27 protein-coding genes are annotated in these 26,609 nt (G+C 74.7%); 19 read left to right on the top strand and 8 right to left on the bottom strand.

The genetic code is table 11. The annotated features are described in order from the left end of the window. Positions 1-63: 63 nt before the first annotated feature. Positions 64-579, bottom strand: coding sequence for a DUF2062 domain-containing protein (locus EDC57_RS09235; protein ID WP_123401568.1), 516 nt, complete (start codon positions 577-579; stop codon positions 64-66). Positions 580-646: 67 nt separating this feature from the next. Here EDC57_RS09235 and EDC57_RS09230 point away from each other — a divergent pair, with 67 nt between their 5' ends. The 8 genes from EDC57_RS09230 (at position 647) to EDC57_RS09195 (ending at position 7,700) form a co-directional block, all read left to right on the top strand. Beyond that, positions 647-2,947, top strand: coding sequence for a ComEC/Rec2 family competence protein (locus tag EDC57_RS09230; RefSeq protein WP_170165092.1), 2,301 nt, complete (start codon positions 647-649; stop codon positions 2,945-2,947). Next, positions 2,944-4,122: a Na+/H+ antiporter NhaA gene (gene nhaA / locus EDC57_RS09225; protein ID WP_211331947.1), complete on the top strand. Its 1,179-nt coding sequence runs from the start codon at positions 2,944-2,946 to the stop codon at positions 4,120-4,122. The genes EDC57_RS09230 and nhaA overlap by 4 nt, the downstream gene beginning before the upstream one ends. A gap of 64 nt (positions 4,123-4,186) precedes the next feature. Continuing rightward, positions 4,187-4,810: a MotA/TolQ/ExbB proton channel family protein gene (locus EDC57_RS09220; RefSeq protein ID WP_123401566.1), complete on the top strand. Its 624-nt coding sequence runs from the start codon at positions 4,187-4,189 to the stop codon at positions 4,808-4,810. Beyond that, positions 4,807-5,247: an ExbD/TolR family protein gene (locus EDC57_RS09215; protein WP_123401565.1), complete on the top strand. Its 441-nt coding sequence runs from the start codon at positions 4,807-4,809 to the stop codon at positions 5,245-5,247. Before EDC57_RS09220 ends, EDC57_RS09215 begins: the two co-directional genes overlap by 4 nt. Continuing rightward, positions 5,247-6,218 carry a tetraacyldisaccharide 4'-kinase gene (lpxK, locus tag EDC57_RS09210; protein WP_123401564.1) on the top strand — a complete coding sequence of 324 codons (972 nt, stop codon included), beginning with the start codon at positions 5,247-5,249 and terminating at the stop codon, positions 6,216-6,218. The genes EDC57_RS09215 and lpxK overlap by 1 nt, the downstream gene beginning before the upstream one ends. A gap of 1 nt (position 6,219) precedes the next feature. Next, positions 6,220-6,399: a Trm112 family protein gene (locus tag EDC57_RS09205; RefSeq protein WP_123401563.1), complete on the top strand. Its 180-nt coding sequence runs from the start codon at positions 6,220-6,222 to the stop codon at positions 6,397-6,399. A gap of 9 nt (positions 6,400-6,408) precedes the next feature. Further along, entirely contained in the window at positions 6,409-7,206 is a 798-nt protein-coding gene (gene kdsB, locus EDC57_RS09200) for a 3-deoxy-manno-octulosonate cytidylyltransferase (RefSeq protein ID WP_123401562.1), read from the top strand. Beyond that, positions 7,203-7,700, top strand: a complete 498-nt coding sequence (locus tag EDC57_RS09195) for a low molecular weight protein-tyrosine-phosphatase (RefSeq protein WP_123401561.1) — start codon at positions 7,203-7,205, stop codon at positions 7,698-7,700. Before kdsB ends, EDC57_RS09195 begins: the two co-directional genes overlap by 4 nt. A 61-nt stretch (positions 7,701-7,761) precedes the next feature. On the opposite strand, the gene rne is transcribed toward EDC57_RS09195, so the two are convergent. Next, positions 7,762-10,215, bottom strand: a complete 2,454-nt coding sequence (rne, locus tag EDC57_RS09190; RefSeq protein WP_245995208.1) for a ribonuclease E — start codon at positions 10,213-10,215, stop codon at positions 7,762-7,764. 465 nt (positions 10,216-10,680) lie between these two features. On the opposite strand from rne, the gene EDC57_RS09185 reads away from it, so the two are divergent. Genes EDC57_RS09185 through EDC57_RS09175 form a run of 3 tightly spaced genes read left to right on the top strand, consistent with a single transcriptional unit; the run spans position 10,681 to position 13,285 of the window. Beyond that, a complete protein-coding gene (locus EDC57_RS09185; protein WP_123401560.1) occupies positions 10,681-11,622 on the top strand; it encodes an RluA family pseudouridine synthase in 942 nt (313 codons plus the stop codon). A 5-nt stretch (positions 11,623-11,627) separates the two neighbouring features. After that, positions 11,628-12,287, top strand: coding sequence for an HAD family hydrolase (locus EDC57_RS09180; protein WP_123401559.1), 660 nt, complete (start codon positions 11,628-11,630; stop codon positions 12,285-12,287). After that, the gene (locus tag EDC57_RS09175) at positions 12,284-13,285 is read left to right on the top strand and encodes a S49 family peptidase (protein WP_123401558.1); all 1,002 of its coding nucleotides are present in this window, start codon (positions 12,284-12,286) and stop codon (positions 13,283-13,285) included. The genes EDC57_RS09180 and EDC57_RS09175 overlap by 4 nt, the downstream gene beginning before the upstream one ends. 5 nt (positions 13,286-13,290) lie before the next feature. On the opposite strand, the gene EDC57_RS09170 is transcribed toward EDC57_RS09175, so the two are convergent. Genes EDC57_RS09170 through EDC57_RS09145 form a run of 6 tightly spaced genes read right to left on the bottom strand, consistent with a single transcriptional unit; the run spans position 13,291 to position 20,334 of the window. Next, positions 13,291-13,875 carry a Maf family protein gene (locus EDC57_RS09170; protein WP_123401557.1) on the bottom strand — a complete coding sequence of 195 codons (585 nt, stop codon included), beginning with the start codon at positions 13,873-13,875 and terminating at the stop codon, positions 13,291-13,293. Then, entirely contained in the window at positions 13,872-15,710 is a 1,839-nt protein-coding gene (oadA, locus tag EDC57_RS09165) for a sodium-extruding oxaloacetate decarboxylase subunit alpha (RefSeq protein ID WP_123401556.1), read from the bottom strand. The genes EDC57_RS09170 and oadA (EDC57_RS09165) overlap by 4 nt, the downstream gene beginning before the upstream one ends. Before the next feature lie 17 nt (positions 15,711-15,727). Then, positions 15,728-17,143, bottom strand: coding sequence for an acetyl-CoA carboxylase biotin carboxylase subunit (locus EDC57_RS09160; RefSeq protein ID WP_123401555.1), 1,416 nt, complete (start codon positions 17,141-17,143; stop codon positions 15,728-15,730). Between the two features lie 28 nt (positions 17,144-17,171). Then, on the bottom strand, positions 17,172-18,311 hold the full coding sequence (locus EDC57_RS09155; RefSeq protein WP_123401554.1) for a sodium ion-translocating decarboxylase subunit beta: 1,140 nt from the start codon (positions 18,309-18,311) through the stop codon (positions 17,172-17,174). A 9-nt stretch (positions 18,312-18,320) separates the two neighbouring features. After that, positions 18,321-20,093 carry a sodium-extruding oxaloacetate decarboxylase subunit alpha gene (gene oadA, locus EDC57_RS09150; RefSeq protein ID WP_123401876.1) on the bottom strand — a complete coding sequence of 591 codons (1,773 nt, stop codon included), beginning with the start codon at positions 20,091-20,093 and terminating at the stop codon, positions 18,321-18,323. A 16-nt stretch (positions 20,094-20,109) separates the two neighbouring features. After that, on the bottom strand, positions 20,110-20,334 hold the full coding sequence (locus EDC57_RS09145; protein WP_123401553.1) for an OadG family protein: 225 nt from the start codon (positions 20,332-20,334) through the stop codon (positions 20,110-20,112). A 152-nt stretch (positions 20,335-20,486) separates the two neighbouring features. Here EDC57_RS09145 and EDC57_RS09140 point away from each other — a divergent pair, with 152 nt between their 5' ends. From EDC57_RS09140 to fabF, 8 genes are all read left to right on the top strand, one after another. Next, on the top strand, positions 20,487-20,999 hold the full coding sequence (locus tag EDC57_RS09140) for a YceD family protein (RefSeq protein ID WP_170165091.1): 513 nt from the start codon (positions 20,487-20,489) through the stop codon (positions 20,997-20,999). Between the two features lie 12 nt (positions 21,000-21,011). Next, a complete protein-coding gene (gene rpmF / locus EDC57_RS09135; protein ID WP_123401551.1) occupies positions 21,012-21,197 on the top strand; it encodes a 50S ribosomal protein L32 in 186 nt (61 codons plus the stop codon). A gap of 22 nt (positions 21,198-21,219) precedes the next feature. After that, positions 21,220-22,245 (top strand): phosphate acyltransferase PlsX, encoded by a 1,026-nt coding sequence (gene plsX / locus EDC57_RS09130; RefSeq protein ID WP_123401550.1) that lies wholly within the window; start codon positions 21,220-21,222, stop codon positions 22,243-22,245. Next, a complete protein-coding gene (locus EDC57_RS09125; RefSeq protein WP_123401549.1) occupies positions 22,242-23,216 on the top strand; it encodes a beta-ketoacyl-ACP synthase III in 975 nt (324 codons plus the stop codon). Before plsX ends, EDC57_RS09125 begins: the two co-directional genes overlap by 4 nt. Positions 23,217-23,230: 14 nt before the next feature. Further along, positions 23,231-24,166, top strand: a complete 936-nt coding sequence (gene fabD / locus EDC57_RS09120; protein WP_123401548.1) for an ACP S-malonyltransferase — start codon at positions 23,231-23,233, stop codon at positions 24,164-24,166. Between the two features lie 17 nt (positions 24,167-24,183). After that, positions 24,184-24,930: a 3-oxoacyl-ACP reductase FabG gene (gene fabG / locus EDC57_RS09115; RefSeq protein ID WP_123401547.1), complete on the top strand. Its 747-nt coding sequence runs from the start codon at positions 24,184-24,186 to the stop codon at positions 24,928-24,930. A gap of 104 nt (positions 24,931-25,034) precedes the next feature. Beyond that, positions 25,035-25,277: an acyl carrier protein gene (acpP, locus tag EDC57_RS09110; RefSeq protein WP_123401546.1), complete on the top strand. Its 243-nt coding sequence runs from the start codon at positions 25,035-25,037 to the stop codon at positions 25,275-25,277. Positions 25,278-25,368: 91 nt separating this feature from the next. Further along, complete coding sequence (gene fabF, locus EDC57_RS09105; RefSeq protein ID WP_123401545.1) at positions 25,369-26,604, top strand: beta-ketoacyl-ACP synthase II; 1,236 nt, start codon at positions 25,369-25,371, stop codon at positions 26,602-26,604. The last annotated feature ends 5 nt before the right edge of the window (positions 26,605-26,609 follow it).

The raw sequence follows: 26,609 nt of genomic DNA, 5'->3' as shown, positions 1-26,609 counted from the left end.
GCCCGGGCGCGATGGGGCCGCGAGCCTACCACGGGAAGGCCCGGCGGGGAAGGGCGGCGGCGCTCAGCCGACCGGTCGGCGCCGGCCGCGCCAGGCCCGCAACACGTGCAGGCGCCAGAGGATGCGGGCGCCGGCGTAGCCGGCGGCCGAGCTCACCGTGCCGCAGATCAGACAGCCGAGCAGGAGTGGGCGCCAGACGGCGCCGAGCTCGCTGCCGAGCCACCGGAACGAGACCTCGAAGGGGACCGCCGCCTCGTGGGTGCCCAGGATCGCCGCCCCCACGTGGTAGGCGAAGAGGAAGATCGGGCCCATGGTGAGGGGGTTGGTCAGCCACACGCCGACCACGGCGATGGGCAGGTTCACCCGCAGCAGCAGGGCCACGAGCGCGGCCAGCGGCATCTGGCCGACGATGGGCAGGAAGGCCACGAAGAGGCCCACCGCGAGGCCGCCCGCCACCGAGCGGCGGTTGAGGTGCCAGAGGTTGGGGTCGTGCAGGCGTGCGCCGAGGACGCGCAGGTGCGGGTGCGCCCGCAGCGCCTCGTCGGCGGGCAGGTAGCGGCGCAGCAGCTTTCGCGGCATCGGTGCGGGTTCTCGCCTGCAGGCCGCTTCGATACTATCGATGCGGACGGTTCAAGGGAAGGGACCGATGCTCGCGGCCGCGGCCGCCTTCGCGGCAGGGATCGTCGTCCTCCAGCTCCTGCCCGCCCCCCCGCCCGCGGCGGCGGCCGCGGCGCTGCCGGGGCTGGCCTGGATCGCCTGGCGGATGCCCCGGCTGCGGCCGGCGGCGCTGGCCGCGGCGGGGTTCCTGTGGGCCGCGGTGGCGGCGCGGGAGGTCCTCGCGGAGCGGCTGGATCCCGCCCTCGAGGGCGTGGACCTCGCCGTCACCGGCCTCGTCGCGGCGCCCCCCGCCTGCGACCGCCGGCGCTGCCGCCTCGAGCTCCTGGTGGAGGGCGCGCGGCGCGACGGCGTCTCCGTGACCGTCCCGCGCCGGGTGCGCCTGTCCTGGTACGGGCCGCGGCCCGCCCTGGCGCCGGCCGATCGTCTCGCGCTGGCGGTCCGGCTCCGGCGTCCCCAAGGGCTCGCCAACCCCGGCGGCTTCGACTACGAGCGCTGGCTCGCCGCGCACGGCATCGGCGCCGTGGGCTACGTCCGCCGCGCGCTGGCGCCGCCGCACTGCTGCGGCGGGGGGGCGTGGCTGCGGCTGCAGCGCTGGCGGCACCGGCTCGCCGGGCGCATCGCGGCCGCGGTCCCGGACCCCGACGGCGCCGCCCTCGTCGCCGCGCTGGCCACGGGCGTGCGCGCGGGCCTCGGCGACGCCCACTGGGACGTGCTCCGGGCCACCGGCACCGGCCATCTCATGGCCATCTCGGGCCTGCACGTGGGCCTGGTGGCGGGGCTCGTGCTGGCCGTGGCCGGGCGGCTGTGGGGGCGGGTGCCCGCGCTCGCGCTGCGGGTCCCCGCGCCGGTGGCGGCGGCCTGGGCGGGGCTTGCCGCTGCCGCCGCCTATGCCGCCGTCGCCGGGCTCTCGGTGCCCACGCGGCGGGCCCTGGTGATGCTCGCGGTGGTGCTCGGAGCGCGCGTCCTGCGCCGCCCCCTCGCGCCCGGGCGGGCGCTCGGGATCGCGCTTGCGGCGGTCCTCGGCGCCGATCCCCTCGCGGTGCTCGAGGCCGGCACCTGGCTCTCCTTCGCCGCGGTGGCGGTCCTCGCCGCGTCCCTCGGCGGCGGCGGGGTGCGGCGCATGCTGCGGGCGCAGGCGGCCCTGTTCGTGGGTCTCGCCCCGGTGCTGGCGGCGGTCTTCGGCGGGATCTCGTGGCTTGCGCCGGCGGCCAACCTGGTGGCGGTGCCCTGGACCGGGCTCGTGGTGGTGCCGGCGGCCCTTGCCGGGGTGGGGCTCGAGGTTGCGGGCCTCGACGGCGGCCCCGCCTTCCGCGCCGCCGGCCTGCTGGCGGCTCCACTGTGGGAGGGGCTCGCGTGGCTCGCCGAGGGGGCCGGGGGCATGCTCTGGCTGCCGCGCCCCGCGCCGTGGGCGCTGGCCGCCGCGGGGCTCGGCGCTGCGGCCTGGCTCGTCACGCGCGGACTTCCGGGGCGGCCCCTCTGGCTCGCCCCGCTGCTGGCCCTTGCGGTCCCGCCGCCGCGCCCGCCACCCGGCGAGGCCTGGGCGACCTTTCTCGACGTCGGTCAGGGGCTTGCGGTGGTGGTGGAGACGGCGCGCCACACGCTCCTCTACGACACCGGTCCGCGCCTGGGCCCGACCCTCGATGCCGGGGGCGCCGCCGTCGTGCCGTTTCTTCGCGCCCGGGGGGTGCGGCGGCTGGACCGGGTGGTGGTCAGCCACCCGGACGGGGACCACGTAGGGGGGCTGGCCTCCGTCCTCGGCGCGATCCCGGTGCGCCGCATCGACAGCGCCGACCCCGGCCGGGTCGGCGGTGCACCGTGCCGCGCCGGCGGGACCTGGACCTGGGACGGGGTGCGGTTCCGCTACCTCTGGCCGCCCGGCCCCGGGGCCGGCAACGACGCCTCCTGCGTGCTGCGCATCGAGGCCGGCGGGTCGGCGCTGGTCCTTGCCGGCGACATCGAGCGGCGCACCGAGGCGCGGCTGGTGGGCGGCGGTGCGCCGCTCCGGGCCGAGGTCCTCGCTGCCCCCCACCACGGCAGCGCCACCTCGTCGTCCGCAGGCTTCGTGGCCGCGGTCCGTCCCCGCCACGTGGTCTTCTCCGTGGGCTACCGCAACCGCTACGGCTTCCCGCGCCCCGAGGTGGCGGCCCGCTACCGCGCCCTCGGGGCGCGGTCGTGGCGCACCGACCGGGAAGGGGCGGTGCGCGTGACGCTCGCCGCGCGCGGGGTGGCGGTGGCGGGGTGGCGGCGCACGGCCCGGCGCTGGTGGCGGGAGGCCCCGGCGGACGGTTGCGGCGACGGGGCGCTGCGGTGCACCATGGCCCCGCCATGAGCGGCCGCGTCCAGGAGATGCTCGCCGACTTCCTGCGCACCGAGGCGGGGGGCGCGGTGCTGCTGCTTGCCGCCGCGGTGCTGGCGCTGGGGCTCGCCAACTCGCCCCTGGCCGGCGCCTACGAGGCCCTTCTCACGACGCCGGTGGCGGTGCGCGTCGGCGCCCTCGAGGTGGCCAAGCCGCTGCTGCTGTGGATCAACGACGGCCTCATGGCCGTCTTCTTCGTGCTCGTGGGGCTCGAGGTCAAGCGTGAGGCCCTGGAGGGGGAGCTGCGCGGGGTCGAGCGCATGGTGTTGCCGGCGCTGGCCGCCCTCGGCGGGATGGCGGGTCCGGCCCTGGTCTACGTCGCGGTCAACTGGGGCGACCCGGTGGCCCTCAACGGCTGGGCGATCCCCGCCGCCACCGACATCGCCTTCGCCCTCGGCGTGCTGTCGCTGCTGGGGACGCGGGTGCCCCCGGCGGTGAAGATCTTCCTGCTGTCCCTGGCGATCTTCGACGACCTCGGGGCGATCGTGGTCATCGCCCTCTTCTACAGCGGCGACCTCTCCGGCCCGGCGCTCGCCTTCGCCGGTCTCGGCGCGGTGGTGCTGGCGGCGCTCAACCTCGCGGGGGTGCGCCGCCTCGCCCCCTACGTCCTCACGGGCGTCTTCCTCTGGGTGTCGGTGCTGAAGTCCGGCGTCCACGCCACCCTCGCCGGGGTGGCGGTGGGGCTCGCCATCCCCATGCGCGCGGCCGACGGGAGCTCGCCCCTCAAGGAAGTGGAGCATGCCCTGCACCGCTGGGTCGCCTACGGGATCCTGCCGCTGTTCGGCTTCGCCAACGCCGGCATCGGCCTCGGTGGCGCGGGGCTCGCCCACGCCCTCCACCCGGTCAATCTCGGCATCGCCCTCGGGCTCGTCCTGGGCAAGCCGCTGGGGGTCGCGGGGACGGTGTGGCTGGCGGTGCGGGCGGGCCTGGTGCGGCTGCCCCGGGCGATGACGCCGGCGGTCCTTTGGGGGATCGGGGTTCTGTGCGGCATGGGCTTCACCATGAGCCTCTTCATCGGCTCGCTCGCCTTCGAGCACGCGGGCGAGGCCTTCGCCGCCGACTACCGCGTGGGCGTCGTCGCCGGCTCGCTCGTCGCCGGCGCCGCCGGCTACCTGCTGCTGCGGAGGGCGTTGCCGCGGCCGTCGTGAGGCCGCCGCTTCGTATATGATGGTGCCGCCCGCCGCAGGCGGGCGCCGTCCAAGGGGGGGAGTCGTGCTCGAGCTGGTGCAGTCCGGCGGCTGGCTGATGATCCCGATCCTGGCCTGCTCGGTGATCGCCCTCGCGATCATCGGCGAGCGGCTGTGGGCGCTGCAGGCGCGGCGCGTGATCCCGCGGCACCTGGTCGCCCAGGTCTGGCACCTGCACCGCAACGGCCAGCTCGACGCCGAGCGCATCGCCCAGCTGCGCCGCGGTTCCATGCTCGGGCGCATCCTCGCCGCGGGCCTGGTCAACATGCACCACGACCGCGAGATCATGAAGGAGGCCATCGAGGACACCGGCCGCCAGGTGGTGCACGAGCTGGAGCGCTACCTCAACGCCCTCGGCACCATCGCCGCCATCACCCCGCTGCTGGGGCTGCTGGGCACGGTCATCGGCATGATCCAGGTCTTCAACGCCATCGTCACCCACGGCGTGGGCAACCCCAGCGTGCTCGCCGACGGGATCTCGCAGGCGCTGATCACCACCGCCGCGGGGCTCTCGGTGGCGATCCCGAGCCTGATGTTCTACCGCTACTTTCGCGGCCGCGTGGACGACTTCGTGGTGCGCATGGAGCAGGAGGCCCTGCGCATGATCGAGGTCATGCACGGGGAGCGCGAGCGCGAGGGCGAGGGATGAGGTTCCGCACCCGCGAGCCCGAGGAGCCCTCGGTCAACCTCACGCCCCTGATCGACGTCGTCTTCCTGCTCCTGATCTTCTTCATGGTCTCCACCACATTCCAGCGCGAGGCCGAGCTCGAGATCCAGCTCCCGGAGGCGAGCGGCGAGCCGCGCGAGGAGGCGCCCAAGGAGCTGGAGGTGGCCATCGACGCCCAGGGCCGCTACTTCGTGGACCGCCAGGCCCTGGCGAACACCCGGCTCGCGACCCTGGTGCGGGCGCTGGAGCAGGCGGTGCGCGAGGGCGGGCGGGAACGGCCCGTGGTGATCCTCGCCGACGGGCGCACCCCCCATGAGGCGGTGATCCGTGCCCTCGACGCCGCGCGCCGGGTCGGCCTCTACCGCATCACCTTCGCCACCCGCGAGCCGGAGGAGGGCGCGGAGGCCGGCACCCGGTGATGGCGCTGGAGCGGGCCTGGTACGGGCCGCGCCACCATCCGCTGGCGCTGCTGCTGGCGCCCCTCGGTCTCCTCTACTGCGGCCTCGCGGCGGCGCGGCGCGGACTCTACCGCCGCGGCCTGCTCGCCCGGCACGACCCCGGCGCCCCGGTGGTGGTGGTGGGCAACCTCACCGTCGGCGGCACCGGCAAGACCCCGCTCGTGGCCTGGATCGTGGCGCACCTCGGGGCGGCGGGCCGGCGGCCCGGGATCGTCGCCCGCGGCTATGGCGGGCGGTCGCGGTGGTGGCCTCGGCGGGTGGAGCCCGGGAGCGATCCCGACGAGGTGGGCGACGAGCCGGTGCTGCTCGCGCGGCGCACGGGGGTCCCGGTGTGGGTGGGTCCGGACCGCGTGGCGGCGGCGCGACGGGCGGTGGCCGAGGGCTGCGACGTCCTCGTTGCCGACGACGGCCTGCAGCACGAGCGCCTGGCGCGCCGGGTCGAGATCGCCGTCGTCGACGGGGCGCGCGGGCTCGGCAACCGGCGCTGCCTGCCCGCGGGACCGCTGCGCGAGCCGGCGCGGCGGCTCCGGGAGGTGGACCTCGTGGTCGCCCACGGCGGCGGCTGGCCCGGCGCCCACCGCCTGCGGCTCGAGCCCGAGGGGGTGGTGGAGCTCGCCACCGGGGCGCGGCGCGCCGAGCCCGCATCCCTCGGCCCGCGGGTCCACGCCGTGGCCGGCATCGGCCATCCCGAGCGCTTCTTCGACGCCCTGCGCGCCGCCGGCCTCGAGGTCGCGGCCCATCCGTTTCCGGACCATCACCGCTTCCGGCCGCAGGAGCTCGCCTTCGGCGACGGCCTGCCGGTCCTGATGACGGAGAAGGATGCGGTAAAATGCGCGCGTTTCGCCCGTCCCGGGCTCTGGTACGTGCCGGTGCGGGCCGTGGTCGACGAGGCCTTCGGGGCCCGGCTGCTGGCCCTGCTCGAGGGGGAGTGAGATGGACAAGCGCCTGCTGGAGATCCTCGTCTGCCCGCTGTGCAAGGGTCCCCTCGTCTACCGGCGCAAGGAGCAGGAGCTGGTCTGCAAGGCGGACCGGCTCGCCTATCCGATCCGCGACGACATCCCCGTGATGCTGGAGGAGGAGGCGCGGCGGCTGGCCGAGGACGAGGAGGTCTGACGCGCCGGCGTGACCGCCTTCGTCGTCGTCATCCCCGCCCGGCACGGCGCCAGCCGGCTGCCGGGCAAGCCGCTGCGGCCGCTGGCCGGCCGGCCCCTGATCGCGCACGTGTGCGAGCGTGCCCTGGCCTCGGGCGCAGCGCAGGTCCTGGTGGCGACGGACGACGAGCGCATCGCCGCGTGCGCGCGGGCCGCGGGGGCCGAGGCGGTCATGACCTCGCCCGCGCACCGCTCCGGCACGGAGCGCATCGCCGAGGTGGCGGAGCGCCTCGGCTGGGACGAGGGGCGCATCGTCGTCAACCTCCAGGGGGACGAGCCGCTGGTGCCGCCGCAGCTCGCCGCCGAGGCCGCGGCGCTGCTCGCCCGCTCGGGGGCGGCGGTGGCGACCCTGGCGGCGCCCCTCGAGACCCCTGCGGCGCTCTTCGACCCCAACGTGGTGAAGGTGGTGTGCGACGCCGCCGGGCGCGCGCTCTATTTCAGCCGCGCCCCGGTGCCGTGGGCGCGCGAGGCCTTCGCCGGGGGGGCGCCGCCGGCCCTCCCGCCGGCCGGGGCGTGGCTGCGCCACATCGGCATCTACGCCTACCGCGCGGGCTTCCTCCGCCGCTACGCGGGGCTGCCGCCTTCGCCGCTGGAGGCGGTGGAGGCCCTCGAGCAGCTGCGGGTCCTGTGGCACGGCGAGGCCATCGCGGTGGGGATCACGGCGCACCGCCCCGGGCCCGGCATCGACACCGAGGCGGATCTCGCCGCGGCGGAGGCGATGCTGCGGGAGGGCGGCCGGCGCGGCGCAAACGGGGGGGATTCAGGATGAGCGGGGAGCAGGGGATCGGCGTCCTCTTCGTGTGCATGGGCAACATCTGCCGCTCGCCCACGGCGGAGGGCGTCTTCCGGCGGCTGCTGGCGGAGTCGCCCCTGGCCGGCCGGGTGCGGGTGGACTCGGCCGGGACCCACGCCTACCACGTGGGCGAGCCGCCGGACCCGCGCGCCCAGGCCGCCGCCGCCGCGCGGGGCATCGACCTCGCGGGGCTGCGGGCGCGGGTGGTGACGGTGGCGGACTTCGACCGCTTCGACCACGTTCTCGCCATGGACCGGGACAATCTGCGCGCCCTCGAGCGCATCTGCCCGCCGGGTCGCGAGGATCGGCTGCGGCTGCTCATGTCCTTCGCCCCGGAGACGGGGGTGGAGGAGGTGCCCGATCCCTACTACGGCGGAAGCCGCGGCTTCCAGCACGTGCTGGATCTGGTGGAAGCGGCCTGCCGCGGGCTGCTCGCGCACCTCGAGCGCGCGCACGCCGCGCCGTGCTAGCCCCGGCCGGCAGGGGCGGCCGCGGGGGCGCCCCTGCCGGTCCGCGGCGCCCGCCCCGGGATCAGGCGTCCTTCTTCGCCTCGCCCGCGTCGCCGTCCCCGGCCTGTGGCGCCGGGGCGCCGCCGGATGCCGCCGCGTCGGCGGGCGCCGGTGCCGCGGGGCGGGGCGCGGGGCCGGCGTCGGCCTTCGGGGCCGGGTCGCGTGCGGGCTCCGCCGCGGGTCCTGCCTCGCCGGGCGCGGGCATCGGCGGGCGGTCTTCCGCCGGCGCGGCGGACGGGGATGCCCCGGCATCCTCCCGCCGCGCCTCGGGTGCCGGGCGTCCTTCGGGCTCCCCCGCCGTCACCGGCGGCTCCTGCGCCGAGGCGTCTGCGCCCTGGGCGGCCTCCGGCGCCGCTTGGCGGCGGGAGCGCCGGCGCCCGCCGCGGCGGCGTGCACGGCGGCGCCCCTCACCGGCGCCTTCGGCGCCGCCTTCAGTCGCGGCCTCGGGTGCGGCCTCGGCGTCCGGGGCCGCCTGGGCGGGCGCGGACGGCTTCACTTCCGGCTGCTTGGGCGCGGGCGGCGCCTCGGCGGCGGGCCGGCCGTTCCCCGGCGGTGGCACGGCTGCGGCCTTCTCGTCCCCGGCACCGGACGATGGGGCCCGCGCCTCGCCGCGGGCTGCGGCGCCGCCGTCCCCGTTGCGCCGCTTGCGGCTGCGGCTGCGGCGGCTGGCCTCCGCCTTGCTCCCGTTGCGCGGGCCAGGCCCCAGCTCGGTGCGGGCGGGGGCCGCCTTGGCGGCCGGGCGTGCGGCCGGCCGCGCCCGCTCCTGCTCCTTCTCCTCCTCTCGGGGTGCACCGAACAGGGTGTGGAGCAGATGGCGCAGGAAGCCGCCGGCGCGACGGGCCTCCTCGCTCGGCGAGGGCTCGCTCGTGGGCGCGGGCCGCGGCGGCGCCACGGCACGCACCGCCGGCTCCTCCGTCGGGCCCTTGGGGCCGGAACCCGCCGGGACCGGGGTCTCCGGCCGGCGGATGCGCTCGTAGCTCGGTTGGGCGTCGGCCTGGGCCTCGCCGAGCCGCTGCCGTTCCACCTCGTAGTGCGGCGTCTCCATGTAGGGGTCGGGCACCAGGATCACCTGGACCTTGTGCCGCGCCTCGATGGTGTTGATGTCGGCGCGCTTCTCGTTGAGGAGGTAGGAGGCCACCTCCACCGGCAGCCGAGCGACGACGCGGGCGGTGTTCTCCTTCATGGCCTCCTCCTCCACGAGGCGGAGGATGGCGAGGGCGAGGGAGTGGACGCTGCGGATGGTGCCGTGCCCCTTGCAGCGCGGGCACACGATGTGGGTGGATTCGCCGAGGGAGGGGCGCAGGCGCTGGCGCGACATCTCCAGGAGCCCGAAACGGGAGATGCGCCCCACCTGGACGCGGGCGCGATCCTGCTTGAGGGCCTCGCGCAGCCGGTTCTCCACCTCGCGCTGGTTGCGCGAGGGGCCCATGTCGATGAAGTCGATGACGATCAGCCCGCCGGTGTCGCGGATGCGCAGCTGGCGGGCGATCTCGTCGGCCGCCTCGAGGTTGGTGTTGAGGGCCGTCTCCTCGATGTCCGCCCCCTTGGTGGCGCGGGCGGAGTTGACGTCGATGGTGGTCAGGGCCTCGGTGTGGTCGATGATGATGGCGCCGCCGGAGGGCAGCCGCACCTCGCGCTGGAAGGCGGTCTCGATCTGGCTCTCGATCTGGAAGCGACTGAACAGCGGCATGCTGTCGCGGTAGAACTTGATCTTGCCGGTGACGTGGGGCATCACCTGGCGGGCGAACGCCTGCGCCTGCAGGAAGACGTCCTCGTCGTCGATGAGGACCTCGCCGATGTCGGCGCGCAGGTAGTCGCGCAGGGCGCGGATGATGACGTTGCTCTCCTGGTAGATGAGGAAGGGCGCCGGGCGCTCCTCGGCGGCGCGCTGGATGGCGTCCCACAGGTGCAGCAGGTAGTCGAGGTCCCACTGCAGCTCCTCCACCGAGCGGCCCACCCCGGCGGTGCGGACGATGACGCCCATCCCCGCGGGCACCTCGAGCTGGCTCAGCGCCTCGCGCAGCTCGCTGCGGTCCTCGCCCTCGACGCGGCGGGAGACGCCGCCGGCGCGGGGGTTGTTGGGCATGAGCACGAGGTAGCGGCCGGCGAGACTGACGAAGGTGGTCAGGGCCGCGCCCTTGGTGCCGCGCTCCTCCTTGTCGATCTGGACGATGAGCTCCTGGCCCTCGCGCAGCGCCTCCTGGATCGTGGGGCGGCCCTGGCCGTTGCGGGCCTCCTCGCGGAAATAGCTGCGCGCGATCTCCTTGAGGGGGAGGAAGCCGTGGCGCTCGGCGCCGTAGTCGACGAAGGCGGCCTCGAGGCTGGGCTCGATGCGGGTGATGCGACCCTTGTAGACGTTGGCCTTCTTGCTCTCGTGTCCCCGGGTCTCGATGTCGAGGTCATAGAGGCGCTGGCCGTCCACCAGCGCCACGCGCAACTCCTCCGGCTGGGTTGCGTTGATGAGCATGCGCTTCATGAAAACGCCCTCTGGCGCCTTGTGCCGCGCCGAGGCACTGCCGTGCACGCGTCGCCTTCCGCAGGGGGACGATCACGTGTTCGCCGCCCCCGCCGCCTCGCGGCGGCCGGGCGGGCTGGACGATGGGTGGGCTGTATGGGAGGGTGGCCGTCTTGCGCGTTCCTCTCGTGCGGCGGCTGGGTGTCTCAGGCGGCCGCCGGTCCCCGGTCACGCTCCCGGCGAGCGCCGTGGGGGCGCCCCTCCGCGAGCTCCGAAACCCTGCGTTCCAGTCCAAGCAGTCTGCGGCGTGGACCCAGGCGCGAGTCCGTCATCGCTCACGTCCGAGGGCCGAGCGATGTTGGCCCTTTGCATGTGCAAGCGGCCCCTCCGCACGGAAGGGCCGCGGCAAACCGTTCTTTCAAAGCCCGGCTACTATAGCAACCGCGGCCCGGCACCGGCAACGCGCGCGGTGGTATGATGGCGGCCATGGCGTCGCGGCAGGAGGGCGCGGCGGCGGCCGCGCGCTGGCTCGAGGTCGGCGCCGAGCACGCCGGGCAGCGCATCGACAACTTTCTCATCCGCGAGCTGCGGGGCGTGCCCCGCAGCCGCATCTACCGCATCCTGCGCACCGGCGAGGTGCGGGTCAACGCGGGCCGTGCCCGCGCGGGATACCGGCTGCAGCCGGGCGACCGGGTGCGGATCCCGCCGCTTCGCGCCGCCGAGCGCCTGGCGCCGCGGCCGGACGAGGGCCTCGCCGCCCGCATCGCGCAGGCGATCCTCTACGAGGACGAGGCCGTGCTGGTGCTGGACAAGCCCGCGGGGGTCCCGGTGCACGCCGGCAGCGGCTACGGCTACGGCGTAATCGAGGCGCTGCGCTCGGTGCATCCGCAGGGACGGGCGCTGGAGCTGGTGCACCGGCTCGACCGCGACACCTCCGGCTGCCTGCTCCTCGCCAAGGGGCGGGCGGTCCTGCGTGCGCTGCACCGGGCGTGGCGCGAGGGCGGCGTCGACAAGGGCTATCTCCTGGTGGTGCACGGCACCTGGCCGGCGGGGCTGCGGGAGGTGGGGGAGGCGCTCGCCCGTCAGGGCGATCGGGTGGTGGCCGATCCGGCGGGGCGGCGGGCGCGGACCCGCTTCCGCGTCCGCGAGCGGCTGCCCGCGGCGACCCTCCTCGAGGCCCACCCGCTCACCGGGCGCATGCACCAGATCCGGGTCCACGCCGCGGCGGCGGGGCACCCGATCCTGGGTGATCGGCGCTACGGCGAGCGCGCCCGCGACCGCGCCCTGGGGGTGCCGAGGCTGTGCCTGCACGCCGCCTGGCTGGCGCTCGCGCACCCGGCGGGCGGGCGGCGGCTGCGGGTGGAGGCGCCGCTGGAGGGGCGGCTTGCGGCCTTCCTCGAGGCCCTCCGGCAGGGGCGGGCGGGATGAGGCGGATGCGGCTGATCGTCTTCGACTGGGACGGGACGCTGATGGACTCGGAGGCCCGCATCGTCTCCTGCATCCAGGCGGCGGCCCGCGAGATGGGGCTTGCGCCGCTCGCGCGCGAGCGCGCCCGCGAGGTCATCGGCCTCGGCCTGCGCGAGGCCCTGGAGCGGCTCTTCCCCGGCTGCGACGCAGACTTCCGCGAGGCCTACACGGCGCACTACCGCCGCCACTTCCTGGAGCTCGACCCCACGCCCCAGGCGCCCTTTCCGGGGGCGCTGGAGACGGTGCGGGCGCTGCGGGAGGCGGGATACCGCGTCGCCGTGGCCACCGGCAAGAGCCGGCGCGGGCTCGAGCAGGCGCTGGCGGAGACCGGGGCGGCGGGGCTGTTCGACGCCACGCGCTGCGCCGACGAGACCCGCTCCAAGCCCCACCCGCAGATGCTGCTGGAGCTGATGGAGACCATCGGGGCGGCGCCCGAGGAGACGCTCATGGTGGGGGACACCGAGTACGACATGGAGATGGCGCGGCGCGCCCGCGTGCTGCCGGTGGCGGTGGGCTGCGGGGTCCATCCGCCGGAGCGGCTGCTGCGCCACCGCCCGGCGGCGCTCCTCGACGACGTGTGCGGGCTCCCGGCGTGGCTCGCGCGGGTGCGGGAGGCGCTGGCATGAGCGAGCGCAAGGAGCCGACCCTGGGGCGGGACCCCTGGCGGGAGGTGACGAGCGCGGGTGGTGCCGGCTGGGAGCGGCGCGCCCTCGAGCGGCTCCTCATGGAGGGGCTGCGCGAGCAGCGGCGGGCGCGGCGCTGGGCCTACGCCTTCCGCTTCCTGGTGCTGGCCTACGTGGTGGCGGTCACGGCGCTGCTGGTGGCGGCGGCCGGGGCGGGCGTGCTGGAGGTGGCGGGGGGACCCTACACCGCGGTGGTGCGGCTCGAGGGGGTGATCAGCGAGGACGGCGGCGCCGACCTGCAGGCGGTGGTGCGCGGCCTCGAGCAGGCCCTGCGCGATGACGATGCGGCGGCGGTGATCCTGCGCATCAACAGCCCCGGGGGCAGCCCGGTGGCGGCGGGGCAGCTCTACCGCGAGATCCGCCGCCTGCGCGAGCGCCACCCCGACCGTCACCTCTATGCCGTGATCACCGACATCGGCGCCTCCGGGGCCTACTACGTGGCCGCGGCGGCCGAGCGCATCTACGCCGACCCGGCCAGCCTCGTCGGCTCCATCGGCGTGCGCATGGACGGCTTCGGCTTCGTGGAGGCGCTGCGCAAGCTCGGCATCGAGCGCCGCCTGCTCACCGCCGGCGAGCACAAGGGGATGCTGGATCCCTTCCTGCCCCTGCGCAAGGACGAGCAGGCCCATGTCCAGCGCATGCTCCGGCAGATCCACGAGGACTTCATCGCCGCCGTGAAGGCGGGGCGGGGCGGGCGCCTCAAGGACGACACGCGCATCTTCTCGGGGCTGGTCTGGACCGGGCGCGAGGCCCTGGAGCTGGGGCTCGTGGACGGGCTCATGAGCCCCGCCGAGGTGGCCCGGGAGGTGGCCGGCGCCGAGCGGCTGCGCGACGTCACGCCGGACGACGGGATCCTCTCGCGGCTCGCGCGCGAGGTGGGCGCGGGGGCCGGCGAGGCCCTGGCGCGCATCCTCGCGGGCGCCGCGCTGCCCCGCGGCTGAGGGCCTCAGGGCACCGCGACGCCGGCCGCGGCGAGGAAGTCCACGAGGCGGATGAGAGGCAGGCCCACGAGGGCCGTGGGGTCCTCCCCTTCCATGGCCCGGAAGAGGGCGATCCCGAGGCCCTCGCTGCGGAAGCTGCCGGCGCAGTCGTAGGGGCGCTCCCGCGCGAGGTAGCGCTCGATGCGCTCCGGGTCGAGGGTGCGGAAGCGCACCCGGAACGGGACCACGTCCGTCTGCGCCGCGCCCGTGGCCGCATCCAGCAGGCAGAGCCCGGTGAGGAAGGTGACGGTGCGGCCGGAGGCGGCGGCGAGCTGCGCCCGCGCCCGCTCGTGACCGCCGGGCTTGGTGAGCAGCGTGCCGTCCTCGAGGACCGCCACTTGGTCCGAGCCGATGACGAGGGCGTCGGGGAAGGCGGGGGCGACGGCGCGGGCCTTGGCCTCGGCGAGGCGCGCCACCAGCGCGGCGGGCGCCTCGCCCGCGCGCGGCGTCTCGTCCACGCCGGGGGCGGCGGTGGCGAAGGGCAGGCCGAGGCGCGCGAGCAGCTCGCGCCGGTAGGGCGAGGTGGAGGCGAGGACGATGCGTCGGCTCATCCGGCGGGCTCGATCTCGATCAGGGCCTCGTCCGGGTTGACGCGGTCGCCCTTGGCGACGTGGACGGCCTTGACGCGGCCGGCCACCGGCGCCTGGACCTCGGTCTCCATCTTCATGGCCTCGGTGACGAGCACCGGGTCGCCCGCCTGGACCTCGTCGCCCTCCTTGACCAGCACCTCGACCACGGTGGCCGGCATGGAGGTGGTGACGTGGCCGGGACCGGTGGCGCGGGGCCGGCCGCTGGCCCCGGCGGCGGCCCCGGGCACGGGGCGGCCGTCCTCGCCGAGCAGCACCTCCTCGAGGGTCTCCACCAGGACCTCCTCCGGCACCCCGTCCACCACCAGGTAGTAGGGCCGGCTGCCCTGGCCGCGGTGGCCGCTGCCGGTGACCCGGATCTCGTAGGTCTCGCCGTGGATGGTGACCTTGAACGCCACCGGTGCGGCCTGCGGCCCCGCGTCGGCGGCGGGGGCGGCCGGGGGCTCCAGCGGCTCGGGGGTGAGGGTGCCGGCCTGGCGCTCCTCGAGGAAGCGGCGGCCGACGTCCGGGAACATGGCGAAGGTGAGCACGTCCTCGGCACACCCGGCGAGGGCCCCGATCTCCTCGCGCAGCCGCTCGAGCTCGGGCCGGAGCAGATCGGCCGGGCGCGCCTCGATGGGTTCCTCGCTCCCGATCGCCTGGCGGCGCACGGCCTCGTTGACGGGGCCCGGCGGGCGGCCGTAGTGGCCCTTGAGGTAGAGCTTGACCTCGTTGGTGATGGTCTTGTAGCGCTCGCCGGTGAGGACGTTGAGCACCGCCTGGGTGCCGACGATCTGCGAGGTGGGGGTGACCAGCGGTGGGAAGCCGAGGTCCTCGCGCACGCGCGGGATCTCGGCCAGGACCTCGTTCATGCGCGCGAGCGCCCCCTGCTCGCGCAGTTGCAGGTAGAGGTTGGAGATCATCCCCCCCGGCACCTGGAAGGTGTGCACCCGGGTGTCGATGCCGGTGGCCTCGCTCTCGAACTGGTGGTACTTCCTGCGCACCTCGCGGAAGTAGAAGCCGATGCGCTGCAGCCGCTCGAGGTCGAGGCCGGTATCGTGCTCGGTGCCCTCGAGCGCCACCACCATGCTCTCGGTGCAGGGGTGGCTGGCGCCGCCGGAGAAGGCCGAGATGGCGGTGTCGATGTGGGTGCAGCCGTTCTCGATCGCCTTGAGCTGGCAGAGGGCGGCCACCCCGGCGGAGTCGTGGGTGTGGAGGGCGAGGGGCACCGAGACGGCCTCGGAGAGGCCGGCGAAGAGCTCGGCCGCCGCCGCCGGGGTGAGCAGCCCGGCCATGTCCTTGACCACGATGCTGTCGCAGCCCATCTCCTCGAGGGTGCGGCCGAGGGCGACGAAGTCTTCCACCCGGTGCACGGGGCTGATGGTGTAGCAGATGGCGCCCTGGGCGTGGCGGCCCGTGCGCTTGACCGCACGCACCGCGGTCTCGAGATTGCGCACGTCGTTGAGGGCGTCGAAGATGCGGAAGACGTCGATGCCGTTGTCCGCGGCGCGCTCAACGAAGGCCTCGACGACGTCGTCGGAATAGTGGCGGTAGCCGAGGAGATTCTGCCCCCGCAGCAGCATCTGCAGCCGCGTCTTCGGCAGGGCCTCGCGCAGCCGGCGCAGCCGCTCCCACGGATCCTCCTTGAGGAAGCGCAGGCAGGCGTCGAAGGTGGCGCCGCCCCAGACCTCCAGCGACCAGTAGCCTGCGGCGTCCAGCTCCCCGCAGATGGGGAGCATGTCCTCGGTGCGCATGCGGGTGGCGATGAGGCTCTGGTGGCCGTCGCGCAGGACCACCTCGGTGACGTTGACCTTGGGCATGGCGCTGTCTCTCCTCGTCACAGGCCGGCGTGGGCGGCGATGGCGGCGCCGATGGCGGCCGCGAGATCGCGGGGCGAGACCCGCTCGGGATAGTGGGCGAGCTCGGGGTGCTCCTCCACGAAGGCGGTGTCGAAGCGCCCCTCGAGAAAGTCGTCGCACTCGACGATGCGCTGGTGGTAGGGGATGGTGGTGCGCACGCCGTAGACGCCGATGTCGCGCAGGGCGCGCCGTGCCCGCGCCACCGCGCCCTTCCAGTCCAGCGCCCACACCACCAGCTTGGCCACCATGGAGTCGTAGTAGGGCGGGATCTCGTAGCCGGTGTAGATGGCGGCGTCGGTGCGCACGCCGGGGCCGCCCGGGGCGTAGTAGCGGGTGATGCGGCCGAAGCTCGGCAGGAAGTCGTTCTTGGGGTCCTCGGCGTTGATACGGAACTGGATCGCATAGCCCCGCATCTGCACGTCCTCCTGGCGGAAGGCGAGGCGCGCACCGCCGGCGATGCGGATCTGCTCCTGCACGATGTCGATGCCCGTGACCTGCTCGGTGACGGTGTGCTCCACCTGCAGGCGCGTGTTCATCTCCATGAAGTAGGCGTTGCCGTCGGCGTCCACGAGGAACTCGACGGTGCCCGCGTTCTCGTAGCCGACGGCGCGGGCCGCGGTCACCGCAAGCTCCCCCAGACGCGCGCGCAGCTTCGGGTCGATCTGGGGCGAGGGCGCGATCTCCACCAGCTTCTGGTGCCGGCGCTGGATGGAGCAGTCCCGCTCGAAGAGGTGGACGACGTTGCCGTACTTGTCGGCGAGGACCTGCACCTCGATGTGGCGCGGGCGGACGATGCACTTCTCGATGAACACCTCGGCGCGCCCGAAGGCCTTGCTCGCCTCCGAGACCACGCGCGGGAACTGCCGGCGCAGCTCCTCGGCGTCGTCGCAGCGGCGGATGCCGCGTCCGCCCCCGCCGGAGGTGGCCTTGAGCATCACCGGGTAGCCGATGCGCTCGGCCACCGCGAGGGCCTCGTCGACGTCGGCGACGTTGCCCTCGCTGCCCGGCACCACCGGCACCCCCGCCTCCTGCATCGTCTTGCGGGCCTCGGTCTTGTCCCCCATGCGGCGGATCGCCTCGGGCGAGGGGCCGATGAAGGTGAGGCGGCGCCGGGCGCAGATCTCGGCGAACTCGGCGTTCTCCGAGAGGAAGCCGTAGCCGGGGTGGACGGCGTCGCAGCCCGTGGCCACCGCGAGGTTGGCGATGCGGTGGGCGTTGAGGTAGGCGGCCACCGAGTCGGGGCCGATGTGATAGGCCTCGTCCGCCTTCTTCACGTGCAGGGCGTGGCGGTCGGCGTCGGTGTAGATGGCCGCCGAGCGGATCCCCAGCTCGGCGCAGGCGCGCACGATGCGCACCGCCACCTCGCCCCGGTTGGCGATCAGGATCTTCTTCATTGCTCTCCCCCGTAGCCCCGGCCGCCGCTCACCTCTCCAGCACCGCCAGCAGCACGCCGGCGGCCACCGCGGAACCGATGACGCCGGCCACGTTGGGCCCCATGGCGTGCATCAGGAGGAAGTTGTGGCGGTCGGCCTCGAGCCCCACGCGGTTGACCACGCGGGCCGCCATCGGCACCGCGGAGACCCCGGCGGCGCCGATCAGCGGGTTCACCTTACCGCGGGTGACGCGGTGCATCAATTTCCCCATGAGGACGCCGGAGGCGGTGCCGACGGCGAAGGCCGCGGCCCCCAGCGCCAGGATCCCCACCGTCTCCACGCTCAGGAAGCGGTCCGCCGAGAGCTTGGAGCCTACGCCGAGCCCGAGCAGGATGGTGACGGTGTTGACGATCTCGTTCTGGGCCGCCTTCGACAGCCGCTCCACCACCCCCGCCTCGCGCAGGAGGTTGCCGAAGGTGAGCATGCCGATGAGCGGCGCCGCGCTCGGCAGCAGCAGCGCCGTCAGCGCCAGCACCGTGAGCGGAAAGAGGATGCGCTCGAGGCGCGAGACCGGGCGCAGCTGCGCCATCACCACGCGGCGCTCGGCCTCGGTGGTCAGCGCGCGCATGATGGGCGGCTGGATCAGCGGCACCAGCGCCATGTAGGAGTAGGCGGCGACGGCGATGGCGCCGAGCAGCTCCGGGGCGAGGCGCGAGGCGAGGAAGATGGCGGTGGGTCCGTCGGCGCCGCCGATGATGCCGATGGCGGCGGCCTCGCGCAGGGAGAAGTCGAAGCCGGGCAGGGCGTCGAGGGCGAGCGCCCCGAGCAGGGTGAGGAAGATGCCGAACTGCGCCGCCGCCCCGAGCAGCAGCGTGCTCGGCATCGCGATCAGCGGCCCGAAGTCGGTGAGGGCGCCCACGCCCATGAAGATCAGCAGGGGGAAGACGCCGGTGTCGATGCCCACGTGGACCAGCATCCCGAGCAGGCCGTCGGGGCCGCCGAGGCCGGCCACCGGGATGTTGGCGAGGATGGCCCCGAAGCCGATGGGGATGAGCAGCAGCGGCTCGAAGCGGCGGGCGATGGCGAGGTAGAGGAGCAGCGCGCCGACGGCGATCATCGCCGCCTCGCCGGCACCGAGGTTGGCGACCCCGGTGGTGGCCCACAGCCTCGCCGGCAGCACCTCGCCCATGGCTCCCGCTCAGGCCAGCAGCAGCAGGGTGTCGCCCACCTGCACCGCGTCGCCCTCGCGCACCCGGACGGCGGCCACCGAGCCCGCGCGGCGTGCGCGCACCTCGGTCTCCATCTTCATCGCCTCCAGCACCACCAGGGGCTCGCCCTCGGCCACCTGCCGGCCCTCGGCGACGAGGACGCGCAGGACGTGGCCGGCGAGCGGCGCGGTGACGGGCTCGGCCTCGTCCGGAGGCGGCGTCGGCGCTGACGCCTCGGGGCGCCGGGCGACCGCGGCCGCCTCGCCGCCGGGGGCCACGACGACGTCGTAGGTGCGGCCCTCCACCGTGACCCGGTAGCGCTCGGGGGGCTGCGGCTGCCGGTTCTCGGCCGCCGGCTGCGGCGCCGCCTGCGCCTCGGGCGGCGGCTCGAAGGCCGCGGGGTTGCCGCGGTTCTCGAGGAAGCGCAGACCCACCTGGGGGAAGAGGGCGTAGATCAGGACGTCGTCCACCACCGGGTCGACGAGCCGGATGCCGCGCGCGGCGGCCTCGCGGCGCAGGGCCTCGGTCAGGCGTTCCATCTCCGGCTCCAGCGCGTCGGCCGGGCGGCCCGTGACCGGGGCCTCGCCCTGCAGGGCCCGTGCCCGCAGGGCCGCGTCCACCGGCGCGGGGGTGGCCCCGTACTCGCCCCGCAGCAGCGCCGCCGCCTCCCGGGTGATGGTGCGGTAGCGCTCGCCCATGAGGACGTTGAGCACCGCCTGGGTGCCGACGATCTGCGAGGTGGGGGTGACCAGCGGCGGGAAGCCGAGGTCCTTGCGCACCCGCGGGATCTCCTCCAGGACCTCGTCGAGGCGGTCGAGGGCGCCCTGCTCGCGGAGCTGGTTCTCCATGTTGGTGAGCATGCCCCCGGGGACCTGGGCGACGAGGATGCGCGAGTCGACGCCGCGCAGCCCGCCCTCGAAGCGGGCGTAGCGGCGGCGCACGCGGCGGAAGTGGGCGGCGATCGCCTCCAGCAGCCGCAGGTCGAGGCCGGTGTCGCGCTCGCCGCCCTCGAGGATGGCCACCACCGACTCGGTGGCGGAGTGGCCGTAGGTCATGCTCATGGAGGAGATGGCGGTGTCCACCAGGTCGATGCCGGCCTCGGCGGCGGCGACGAGGGTGGCGGTGGACATGCCGGTGGTGGCGTGGCAGTGCAGGGCGAGGGGCACCTCGCAGTGGGCCTTGATCCGGGTCACCAGCTCGGCCGCCGCCGCGGGCCGGAGCAGGCCGGCCATGTCCTTGATGCAGATGGAGTGGCAGCCCATGTCCTCGAGCCGGCGGGCGAGATCCACCCACATCGCGGTGGTGTGCACGGGGCTGACGGTGTAGGCGATGGTGCCCTGGGCGTGGCGGCCGGCGCGGATCGTCGCGCGCACCGCGGTCTCGAGGTTGCGCAGGTCGTTGAGGGCGTCGAAGATGCGGAAGACGTCGATTCCGTTCTCCGCCGCGCGCTCGACGAAGGCCTCCACCACGTCGTCGGCGTAGTGGCGGTAGCCGAGCAGGTTCTGGCCGCGCAGCAGCATCTGCAGCCGCGTGCGGGGCATCGCCCGGCGCAGCGCGCGCAGCCGCTCCCACGGATCCTCGCCGAGGAAGCGGATGCAGGCGTCGAAGGTGGCCCCGCCCCAGACCTCCAGCGACCAGTAGCCGGCGCGATCGAGCAGCTCCGCCGCCGGCAGCATGTCCTCGAGACGCATGCGCGTGGCGAGGAGCGACTGGTGCGCATCGCGCAGGACCAGCTCGGTGATGGCGAGGGGGCGGGGGGGCATCGGGCGCTCCGCAACCTCAGCGCCGGCGGGCGCGGTGGGCGCGCACCGCGGCGGCGGCCGCGGCAAGGCGCCGCGCCTCCTCGCGGGGGTCGTCGGCGGCAGCGGGGGCGGGCGGGGCGAGGCGCAGCGCAAGGCGCGACATGGCCTTGACCGCGCCCACGAGCAGGGCGAGGAAGGCGAAGACCGTGCCCATGCCCGCGACCGTGAGGGCAAGGCCGTCGCGAAGCACCGCCAGGGTCATCCGGCCCCCGCCCCGGCGAATCGGTTAGAGCCTTGATTATGCATGTTTATTTGCTGTCCTCCCGGATGTGGCGGCTACCATATCGGCTTTCGGGGGCGGGCGCAAACGGTGCTTTGACAGGCGGGAGCCCGGGCGCCTATGATTCGCCGCTTATGTCGGCGCCGCTTCCGCGTTGGATCGATCCCTACGAGCTCGTCGCCGACCGGGCGCGGCTCGTGGGGCGGGTGCCGGCGGCGTCCATGGGGCGGCTTGCAGGGCTCGTGGAGGCGCTGCCGGAGGCGGTGTCGGTGGATCTCGCCTTCGGCCTCGACGCCGAGCGGCACTGCACCGTCACCGGGCGGGTCGAGGCCACGGTGGTGCTGCTCTGCCAGCGCTGCCTGCGGCCCTTCGAGGCGGTGCTCGCGAGCGAGGTCTCGCTGGCGCTGGTGCGCGACGAGGCCGCCGCCCCGGCGCTGCCGGAGCGCTACGACCCGCTGGTCGCCGCCGGGCGCATCGCCCTCGGCGACCTGGTCGAGGACGAGCTGATCCTGGCGCTGCCGGTGGTGGCGCGGCACGAGGTCTGCGAGCCGCCGGTCCCGCTCGCGGGGGAGGCGGTGTCGCCGCGGCGGGCGAACCCGTTCGCGGTCCTGGCGCGCCTGCGGCGCGAAGATGGGGAATCGAGCTGAGGAGCAACCGAGATGGCCGTTCAGCAGAACCGCAAGACGCCCTCCAAGCGCGGCATGCGCCGTGCGCACGATGCGCTGCGCGCGCCCGCCCTGTCCACCGATCCCACCACCGGCGAGACCCACCTGCGCCACCACGTGACCCCGGGCGGCTACTACCGCGGCCGGCGCGTCGTGCGCAGCGAGGCGTCCGAGGACTGACCGCCGCGCCGGTCCCGGCCCCGTGAGCGAGACCGTCATCGCCCTCGACGCCATGGGGGGCGACCACGGCCCGGCCGTGGTGCTGCCGGCCGCGGCGCGGGCCCTCGCCGAGCATCCGGACCTCCATCTCGTCCTCGTCGGCGACGAGGCGGTGCTGCGCGACGGGCTGGGGGCGATCCCGGCGGCGCACCGCGGGCGCGTGGAGCTGCGCCACGCCTCGCAGGTGGTGGCCATGGACGAGCCGCCGGCCCAGGCCCTTCGCAGCAAGCGCGACTCCTCCATGCGGGTGGCCGTCAACCTCGTCCGCGAGGGGGCGGTCCAGGCCTGCGTCAGCGCCGGCAACACGGGCGCGCTCATGGCCATCGCCCGCTTCGTGCTCAAGACCCTGCCCGGCATCGACCGCCCCGCCATCTGCACCGCCATCCCCGCCATCGACGGCCACACCTACGTCCTCGACCTCGGCGCCAACGTGGCGCTGAGCGCCGAGCACCTCTTCCAGTTCGCGGTCATGGGATCGGTGCTGTGCGCCGCCATCGACGGCAAGGCGAGCCCTCGGGTGGGGCTGCTCAACATCGGCGAGGAGGAGATCAAGGGCATCGACGAGGTCAAGGAGGCGGCGCGGCTGCTCGCCGCCAGCGACCTCAACTACGTGGGCTACGTCGAGGGCGACGGGATCTACCTGGGGGCGGCCGACGTGGTGGTGTGCGACGGCTTCGTCGGCAACGTCATGCTCAAGGCCAGCGAGGGGGTGGCGAAGATGATCCGCCACTACATGCGCGAGACCTTCGGCGGCTCGCTCTACGGCCGCCTCGCGGCGCTGGTGGCGATGCCCGTGCTGCGCCGGCTGGGGCGGCGCATCGACCCGCGCCGCTACAACGGCGCGAGCCTCCTCGGGCTGCAGGGCATCGTCATCAAGAGCCACGGCGGCGCCGACGCCCTCGCCTTCGCCAACGCCATCGGCATCGCCCGCGCCGAGGCGCGCAAGCAGGTGCCGGAGCGCATCGACAGCGAGCTCGAGAAGCTGCTGGGGGCGAGGGCGGCGTCTTGAGCGGGACCTACGCGCGCATCGCCGGCACCGGCGGCTATCTGCCCGAGAAGGTGCTCACCAACGCTGACCTCGAGCGGATGGTGGACACCTCGGACGAGTGGATCCGCACCCGCACAGGCATCCGCAAGCGCCACATCGCCGCCGACGGGGAGACCACCGCGGATCTCGCCGAGCAGGCCGCGCGCCGCGCCCTGGAGGCGGCGGCGCTGGATCCGCGCGGGCTCGATCTCATCGTGCTGGCGACGACGACGCCGGACCGCGTCTTCCCGAGCACCGCCTGCCAGCTGCAGCGCCGCCTCGGCGCCGCCGGCTGTCCCGCCTTCGACGTGCAGGCGGTGTGCACGGGCTTCGTCTACGCCCTCGCGGTGGCGGAGAAGTTCGTGCGCACGGGCAGCGCCCGCAACGCGCTGGTGGTGGGCGCCGAGACCTTCTCGCGCATCCTCGATTGGCACGACCGCAGCACCTGCGTCCTCTTCGGCGACGGCGCCGGCGCGGTGGTGCTCGTGGCCGACAGCGCGCCGGGCATCCTCTCCACCCACCTCCACGCCGACGGGCGCTACGAGGAGCTGCTCTGGGTCCCCGCCGGGGTCTCCACCAACTACGCCGCGGTGCGGGAGGGGCGGGCCTACGTGGAGATGCGCGGCCGGGACGTCTTCAAGGTGGCGGTGCGCACCCTCGGGCGCATCGTCGACGAGACCCTGGAGGCCAACGGCCTGACCAAGGCCGACGTCGACTGGCTGATCCCGCACCAGGCCAACCACCGCATCATCGAGGCCACCGCGCGCAAGCTGGACCTGCCCATGGAGCGCGTGGTGGTGACCGTGGACGAGCACGCCAACACCTCGGCCGCGTCGGTACCGCTGGCCCTGGACGTGGCGGTGCGCGACGGGCGCATCCGCCGGGGCGACCTGCTCCTGATGGAGGCCTTCGGCGGCGGCTTCACCTGGGGCTCGGCGCTCGTCCGCTACTGAGAGGGGAGGGGGCGATGGGCTTGGCATTCCTGTTTCCTGGGCAGGGCTCGCAGGCCGTGGGCATGCTGGGCGGGCTCGCCGCCGCGCACCGTGAGGTGCGCGAGACCTTCGACGAGGCCTCCGAGGCGCTCGGGCTCGATCTGTGGCGCCTGGTCTCGGAGGGGCCGGAGGCGGAGCTCAACCGCACGGTCAACACGCAGCCCGCGATGCTTGCCGCGGGCGTGGCCGTCTGGCGGGTGTGGCTCGCGCAGGGCGGGCCGCGCCCGGCCTGGATGGCCGGCCACAGCCTCGGCGAGTACACCGCGCTGGTGTGCGCCGGCGCCCTGGATCTCGCCGATGCCGTGGGGCTGGTGGCCGAGCGCGGGCGCCTCATGCAGGAGGCGGTGCCGGAGGGCGAGGGGGCGATGGCGGCGATCCTCGGCCTCGAGGCGGAGGCGGTGGCCGAGATCTGCCGGCGCGCCGCGCGCGATCAGGTGGTGGCGCCGGCCAACCTCAACGCCCCCGACCAGGTGGTGGTGGCGGGACAGCGCGAGGCGGTGGAGCGGGCCGTGGCGGCGGCGCGCGAGGCCGGCGCCCGGCGCGCGGTGACCCTGCCCGTGAGCGTGCCCTCGCACTGCGCGCTGATGCGGCCGGCGGCCGAGGCGCTGGCGGCGCGGCTGGCGGAGGTGGAGATCCGCCCCCCGGCGATCCCCGTGGTGCACAACGCCGACGTCTGCGTGCACGGGGAGCCGCAGGCGATCCGCGAGGCCCTGGCGCGCCAGCTCTACAGCCCCGTGCGCTGGGTCGAGACGGTGCAGCGGCTCGTCCGCGAGGGGGTCGATATGGCCGTGGAGTGCGGTCCGGGCAAGGTGCTCGCGGGCCTGGTGCGACGCATCGAGCGGGGCCTGCCGGTCCATCCCATCGGCGAGCCGGCGGGGCTCGAGGCGGCGCTCGCCGCCGTGCGCGGCTGAGTCGGGGAGGCAGGGTCATGGAGCTCAAGGGCGAGATCGCGGTGGTGACGGGGGCGAGCCGCGGCATCGGGCGCGCCGTCGCGCTCGAGCTCGGGCGGCGCGGGGCCGTGGTGGTGGGCACGGCGACCTCGGAGGCCGGCGCCGAGGCCATCGGCGCGGCGCTCGCCGAGGCCGGCGTCGAGGGCCGGGGCATGGTCCTCGACGTGGCCGATGCGGCCTCGGTGGAGGCCTTCTACGGGCGGCTCGGGGCGGAGGGGCCCGGGATGCCCACGATCCTGGTCAACAACGCCGGGATCACGCGCGACACCCTGCTCATGCGGATGGGCGAGGAGGACTGGCGGGCGGTGATCGAGACCGACCTCACCTCGGTCTACCGCATGTGCCGCGGGGCGCTGCGGGCGATGATGAAGGCGCGCCGGGGCCGCATCGTCAACATCGCCTCGGTGGTGGGGGCGATGGGCAACGCCGGGCAGACCAACTACGCCGCCGCCAAGGCGGGCATGGTGGGCTTCACCAAGTCGCTGGCGCGCGAGGTGGGCAGCCGCGGCATCACCGTCAATGCCGTCGCCCCGGGCTACATCGACACCGATATGACGCGGGCCCTCGGCGAGGCGCAGCGGCAGGCCCTGCTCGACCACGTGCCCCTCGGCCGGCTCGGCACGCCCGAGGACGTGGCCGCCGCGGTGGCCTTCCTCGCCGGCCCGGGCGGGGCCTACATCACCGGCGAGACGATCCACGTCAACGGCGGCATGTACATGGCCTGAAAGGGAAAACCGGGGGGCGGCGGGTTTGTGGCGACCCCCTGCCGTTTTCCCTACAATACGCCGGCGGCGTTCGCCGCCTTCACTTTCGGGAGGACAACGGGATCATGAGCAGCAGCGTCGAAGAACGTGTCAAGAAGATCATCGTCGAGCAGCTGGGGGTCAAGGAGGAGGAAGTCACCAACGAGGCCTCGTTCGTCGACGACCTGGGCGCCGACTCCCTGGACACCGTCGAGCTGGTGATGGCCCTCGAGGAGGAGTTCGAGTGCGAGATCCCGGACGAGGACGCCGAGAAGATCACCACCGTCCAGGAGGCGATCGACTACATCAAGAAGCACCTGGGCGACTGAGGAAGGCGCGAACGTCGATGGCCGCCGCGGCGTCCGGCGGCCTTTTTCTTATGGGCAGCCCCGAGAGGGCGAGCGGCGAGAGGGCAGTGCCGTGCAGAGACGAGTCGTGGTGACCGGGCTTGGGATCATCTCCCCCGTGGGCAACACCGTCGCCGAGGCGTGGGACAACATCGTCAACGGCCGCAGCGGCATCGGGCCCATCACCCACTTCGACGCCTCCGCGTTCCCGACGCGCTTCGCCGGCGTCATCCGCGACTTCGACGTCACCGCCTACATCCCGCGCAAGGAAGCGCGCAAGATGGACCGCTTCATCCACTACGGCATCGCCGCCGCCCGGCAGGCGATCGAGGATGCCGGCCTGGAGGTGGACGAGGCGGAGGCCGAGCGGGTGGGCGTGGCCATCGGCTCCGGCATCGGCGGCATCGAGTCCATCGAGAACGGGCACCGCGCCTACCTCGACGGCGGGCCGCGCCGGATCACCCCCTTCTTCGTGCCCATGAGCATCATCAACATGATCTCGGGCAACCTCTCGATCCTGTACGGCTTCAAGGGCCCCAACATCGCCATCTGCACCGCCTGCACCACCGCCACCCACAACATCGGCGAGGCCGCGCGCATCATCGCCCGCGGCGAGGCCGACGTCATGGTGGCCGGCGGCGCCGAGGCCGGCTGCACACCCATGGGGCTCGGCGGCTTCTGCGCCGCGCGGGCGCTCTCGACCCGCAACGACGACCCCCAGGGGGCGAGCCGGCCCTGGGACCGCGGCCGCGACGGCTTCGTCCTCGGCGACGGCGCCGGGGTCGTGGTCCTGGAGGAGTACGAGCGCGCGCGGCGGCGCGGCGCCACCATCTATGCCGAGATCGCAGGCTTCGGCATGAGCGCCGACGCCTACCACATGACGGCGCCGGCCGAGGGCGGCGAGGGCGCGGTGCGCTGCATGCGCAACGCCCTCGCCGATGCCGGCCTCGCCCCCGAGGCGGTGGACTACATCAACGCCCACGGCACCTCGACCCCGGCGGGGGACAAGGCCGAGAGCGACGCCGTCAAGGCCGCCTTCGGCGAGCACGCCTACCGCCTCGCGGTGAGCTCCACCAAGTCCATGACCGGCCACCTCCTGGGGGCCGCCGGCGGGATCGAGGCGATCTTCACCATCCTCGCCATCCGCGACCAGGTGGCGCCCCCCACCATCAACCTCACCGACCCGGACCCGGAGTGCGACCTCGACTACGTGCCCAACGAGGCCCGGCCGATGAGGATCGAGGTGGCCCTGTCCAACTCCTTCGGCTTCGGCGGCACCAACGGCACGCTGGTGTTCCGCCGCGTCTGAGGGCG

Origin of the sequence: Inmirania thermothiophila, from assembly GCF_003751635.1 — a bacterium.
Classification (GTDB): domain Bacteria; phylum Pseudomonadota; class Gammaproteobacteria; order DSM-100275; family DSM-100275; genus Inmirania; species Inmirania thermothiophila.
Note: the sequence above shows the minus strand (reverse complement) of the source record. Positions and strands in the feature narration are given on the sequence as shown.

Bases quoted from the DNA above. Each gene is read 5' to 3' on its own strand.
- EDC57_RS09235 (WP_123401568.1), bottom strand. From the start codon at position 579: ATGCCGCGAAAGCTGCTGCGCCGCTACCTGCCCGCCGACGAGGCGCTG.
- EDC57_RS09230 (WP_170165092.1), top strand. From the start codon at position 647: ATGCTCGCGGCCGCGGCCGCCTTCGCGGCAGGGATCGTCGTCCTCCAG.
- nhaA (WP_211331947.1), top strand. From the start codon at position 2,944: ATGAGCGGCCGCGTCCAGGAGATGCTCGCCGACTTCCTGCGCACCGAG.
- EDC57_RS09215 (WP_123401565.1), top strand. From the start codon at position 4,807: ATGAGGTTCCGCACCCGCGAGCCCGAGGAGCCCTCGGTCAACCTCACG.
- lpxK (WP_123401564.1), top strand. From the start codon at position 5,247: ATGGCGCTGGAGCGGGCCTGGTACGGGCCGCGCCACCATCCGCTGGCG.
- EDC57_RS09205 (WP_123401563.1), top strand. From the start codon at position 6,220: ATGGACAAGCGCCTGCTGGAGATCCTCGTCTGCCCGCTGTGCAAGGGT.
- EDC57_RS09195 (WP_123401561.1), top strand. From the start codon at position 7,203: ATGAGCGGGGAGCAGGGGATCGGCGTCCTCTTCGTGTGCATGGGCAAC.
- rne (WP_245995208.1), bottom strand. From the start codon at position 10,215: ATGAAGCGCATGCTCATCAACGCAACCCAGCCGGAGGAGTTGCGCGTG.
- EDC57_RS09185 (WP_123401560.1), top strand. From the start codon at position 10,681: ATGGCGTCGCGGCAGGAGGGCGCGGCGGCGGCCGCGCGCTGGCTCGAG.
- EDC57_RS09180 (WP_123401559.1), top strand. From the start codon at position 11,628: ATGCGGCTGATCGTCTTCGACTGGGACGGGACGCTGATGGACTCGGAG.
- EDC57_RS09175 (WP_123401558.1), top strand. From the start codon at position 12,284: ATGAGCGAGCGCAAGGAGCCGACCCTGGGGCGGGACCCCTGGCGGGAG.
- EDC57_RS09170 (WP_123401557.1), bottom strand. From the start codon at position 13,875: ATGAGCCGACGCATCGTCCTCGCCTCCACCTCGCCCTACCGGCGCGAG.
- oadA (WP_123401556.1), bottom strand. From the start codon at position 15,710: ATGCCCAAGGTCAACGTCACCGAGGTGGTCCTGCGCGACGGCCACCAG.
- EDC57_RS09160 (WP_123401555.1), bottom strand. From the start codon at position 17,143: ATGAAGAAGATCCTGATCGCCAACCGGGGCGAGGTGGCGGTGCGCATC.
- EDC57_RS09155 (WP_123401554.1), bottom strand. From the start codon at position 18,311: ATGGGCGAGGTGCTGCCGGCGAGGCTGTGGGCCACCACCGGGGTCGCC.
- oadA (WP_123401876.1), bottom strand. From the start codon at position 20,093: ATGCCCCCCCGCCCCCTCGCCATCACCGAGCTGGTCCTGCGCGATGCG.
- EDC57_RS09145 (WP_123401553.1), bottom strand. From the start codon at position 20,334: ATGACCCTGGCGGTGCTTCGCGACGGCCTTGCCCTCACGGTCGCGGGC.
- EDC57_RS09140 (WP_170165091.1), top strand. From the start codon at position 20,487: ATGTCGGCGCCGCTTCCGCGTTGGATCGATCCCTACGAGCTCGTCGCC.
- rpmF (WP_123401551.1), top strand. From the start codon at position 21,012: ATGGCCGTTCAGCAGAACCGCAAGACGCCCTCCAAGCGCGGCATGCGC.
- fabD (WP_123401548.1), top strand. From the start codon at position 23,231: ATGGGCTTGGCATTCCTGTTTCCTGGGCAGGGCTCGCAGGCCGTGGGC.
- fabG (WP_123401547.1), top strand. From the start codon at position 24,184: ATGGAGCTCAAGGGCGAGATCGCGGTGGTGACGGGGGCGAGCCGCGGC.
- acpP (WP_123401546.1), top strand. From the start codon at position 25,035: ATGAGCAGCAGCGTCGAAGAACGTGTCAAGAAGATCATCGTCGAGCAG.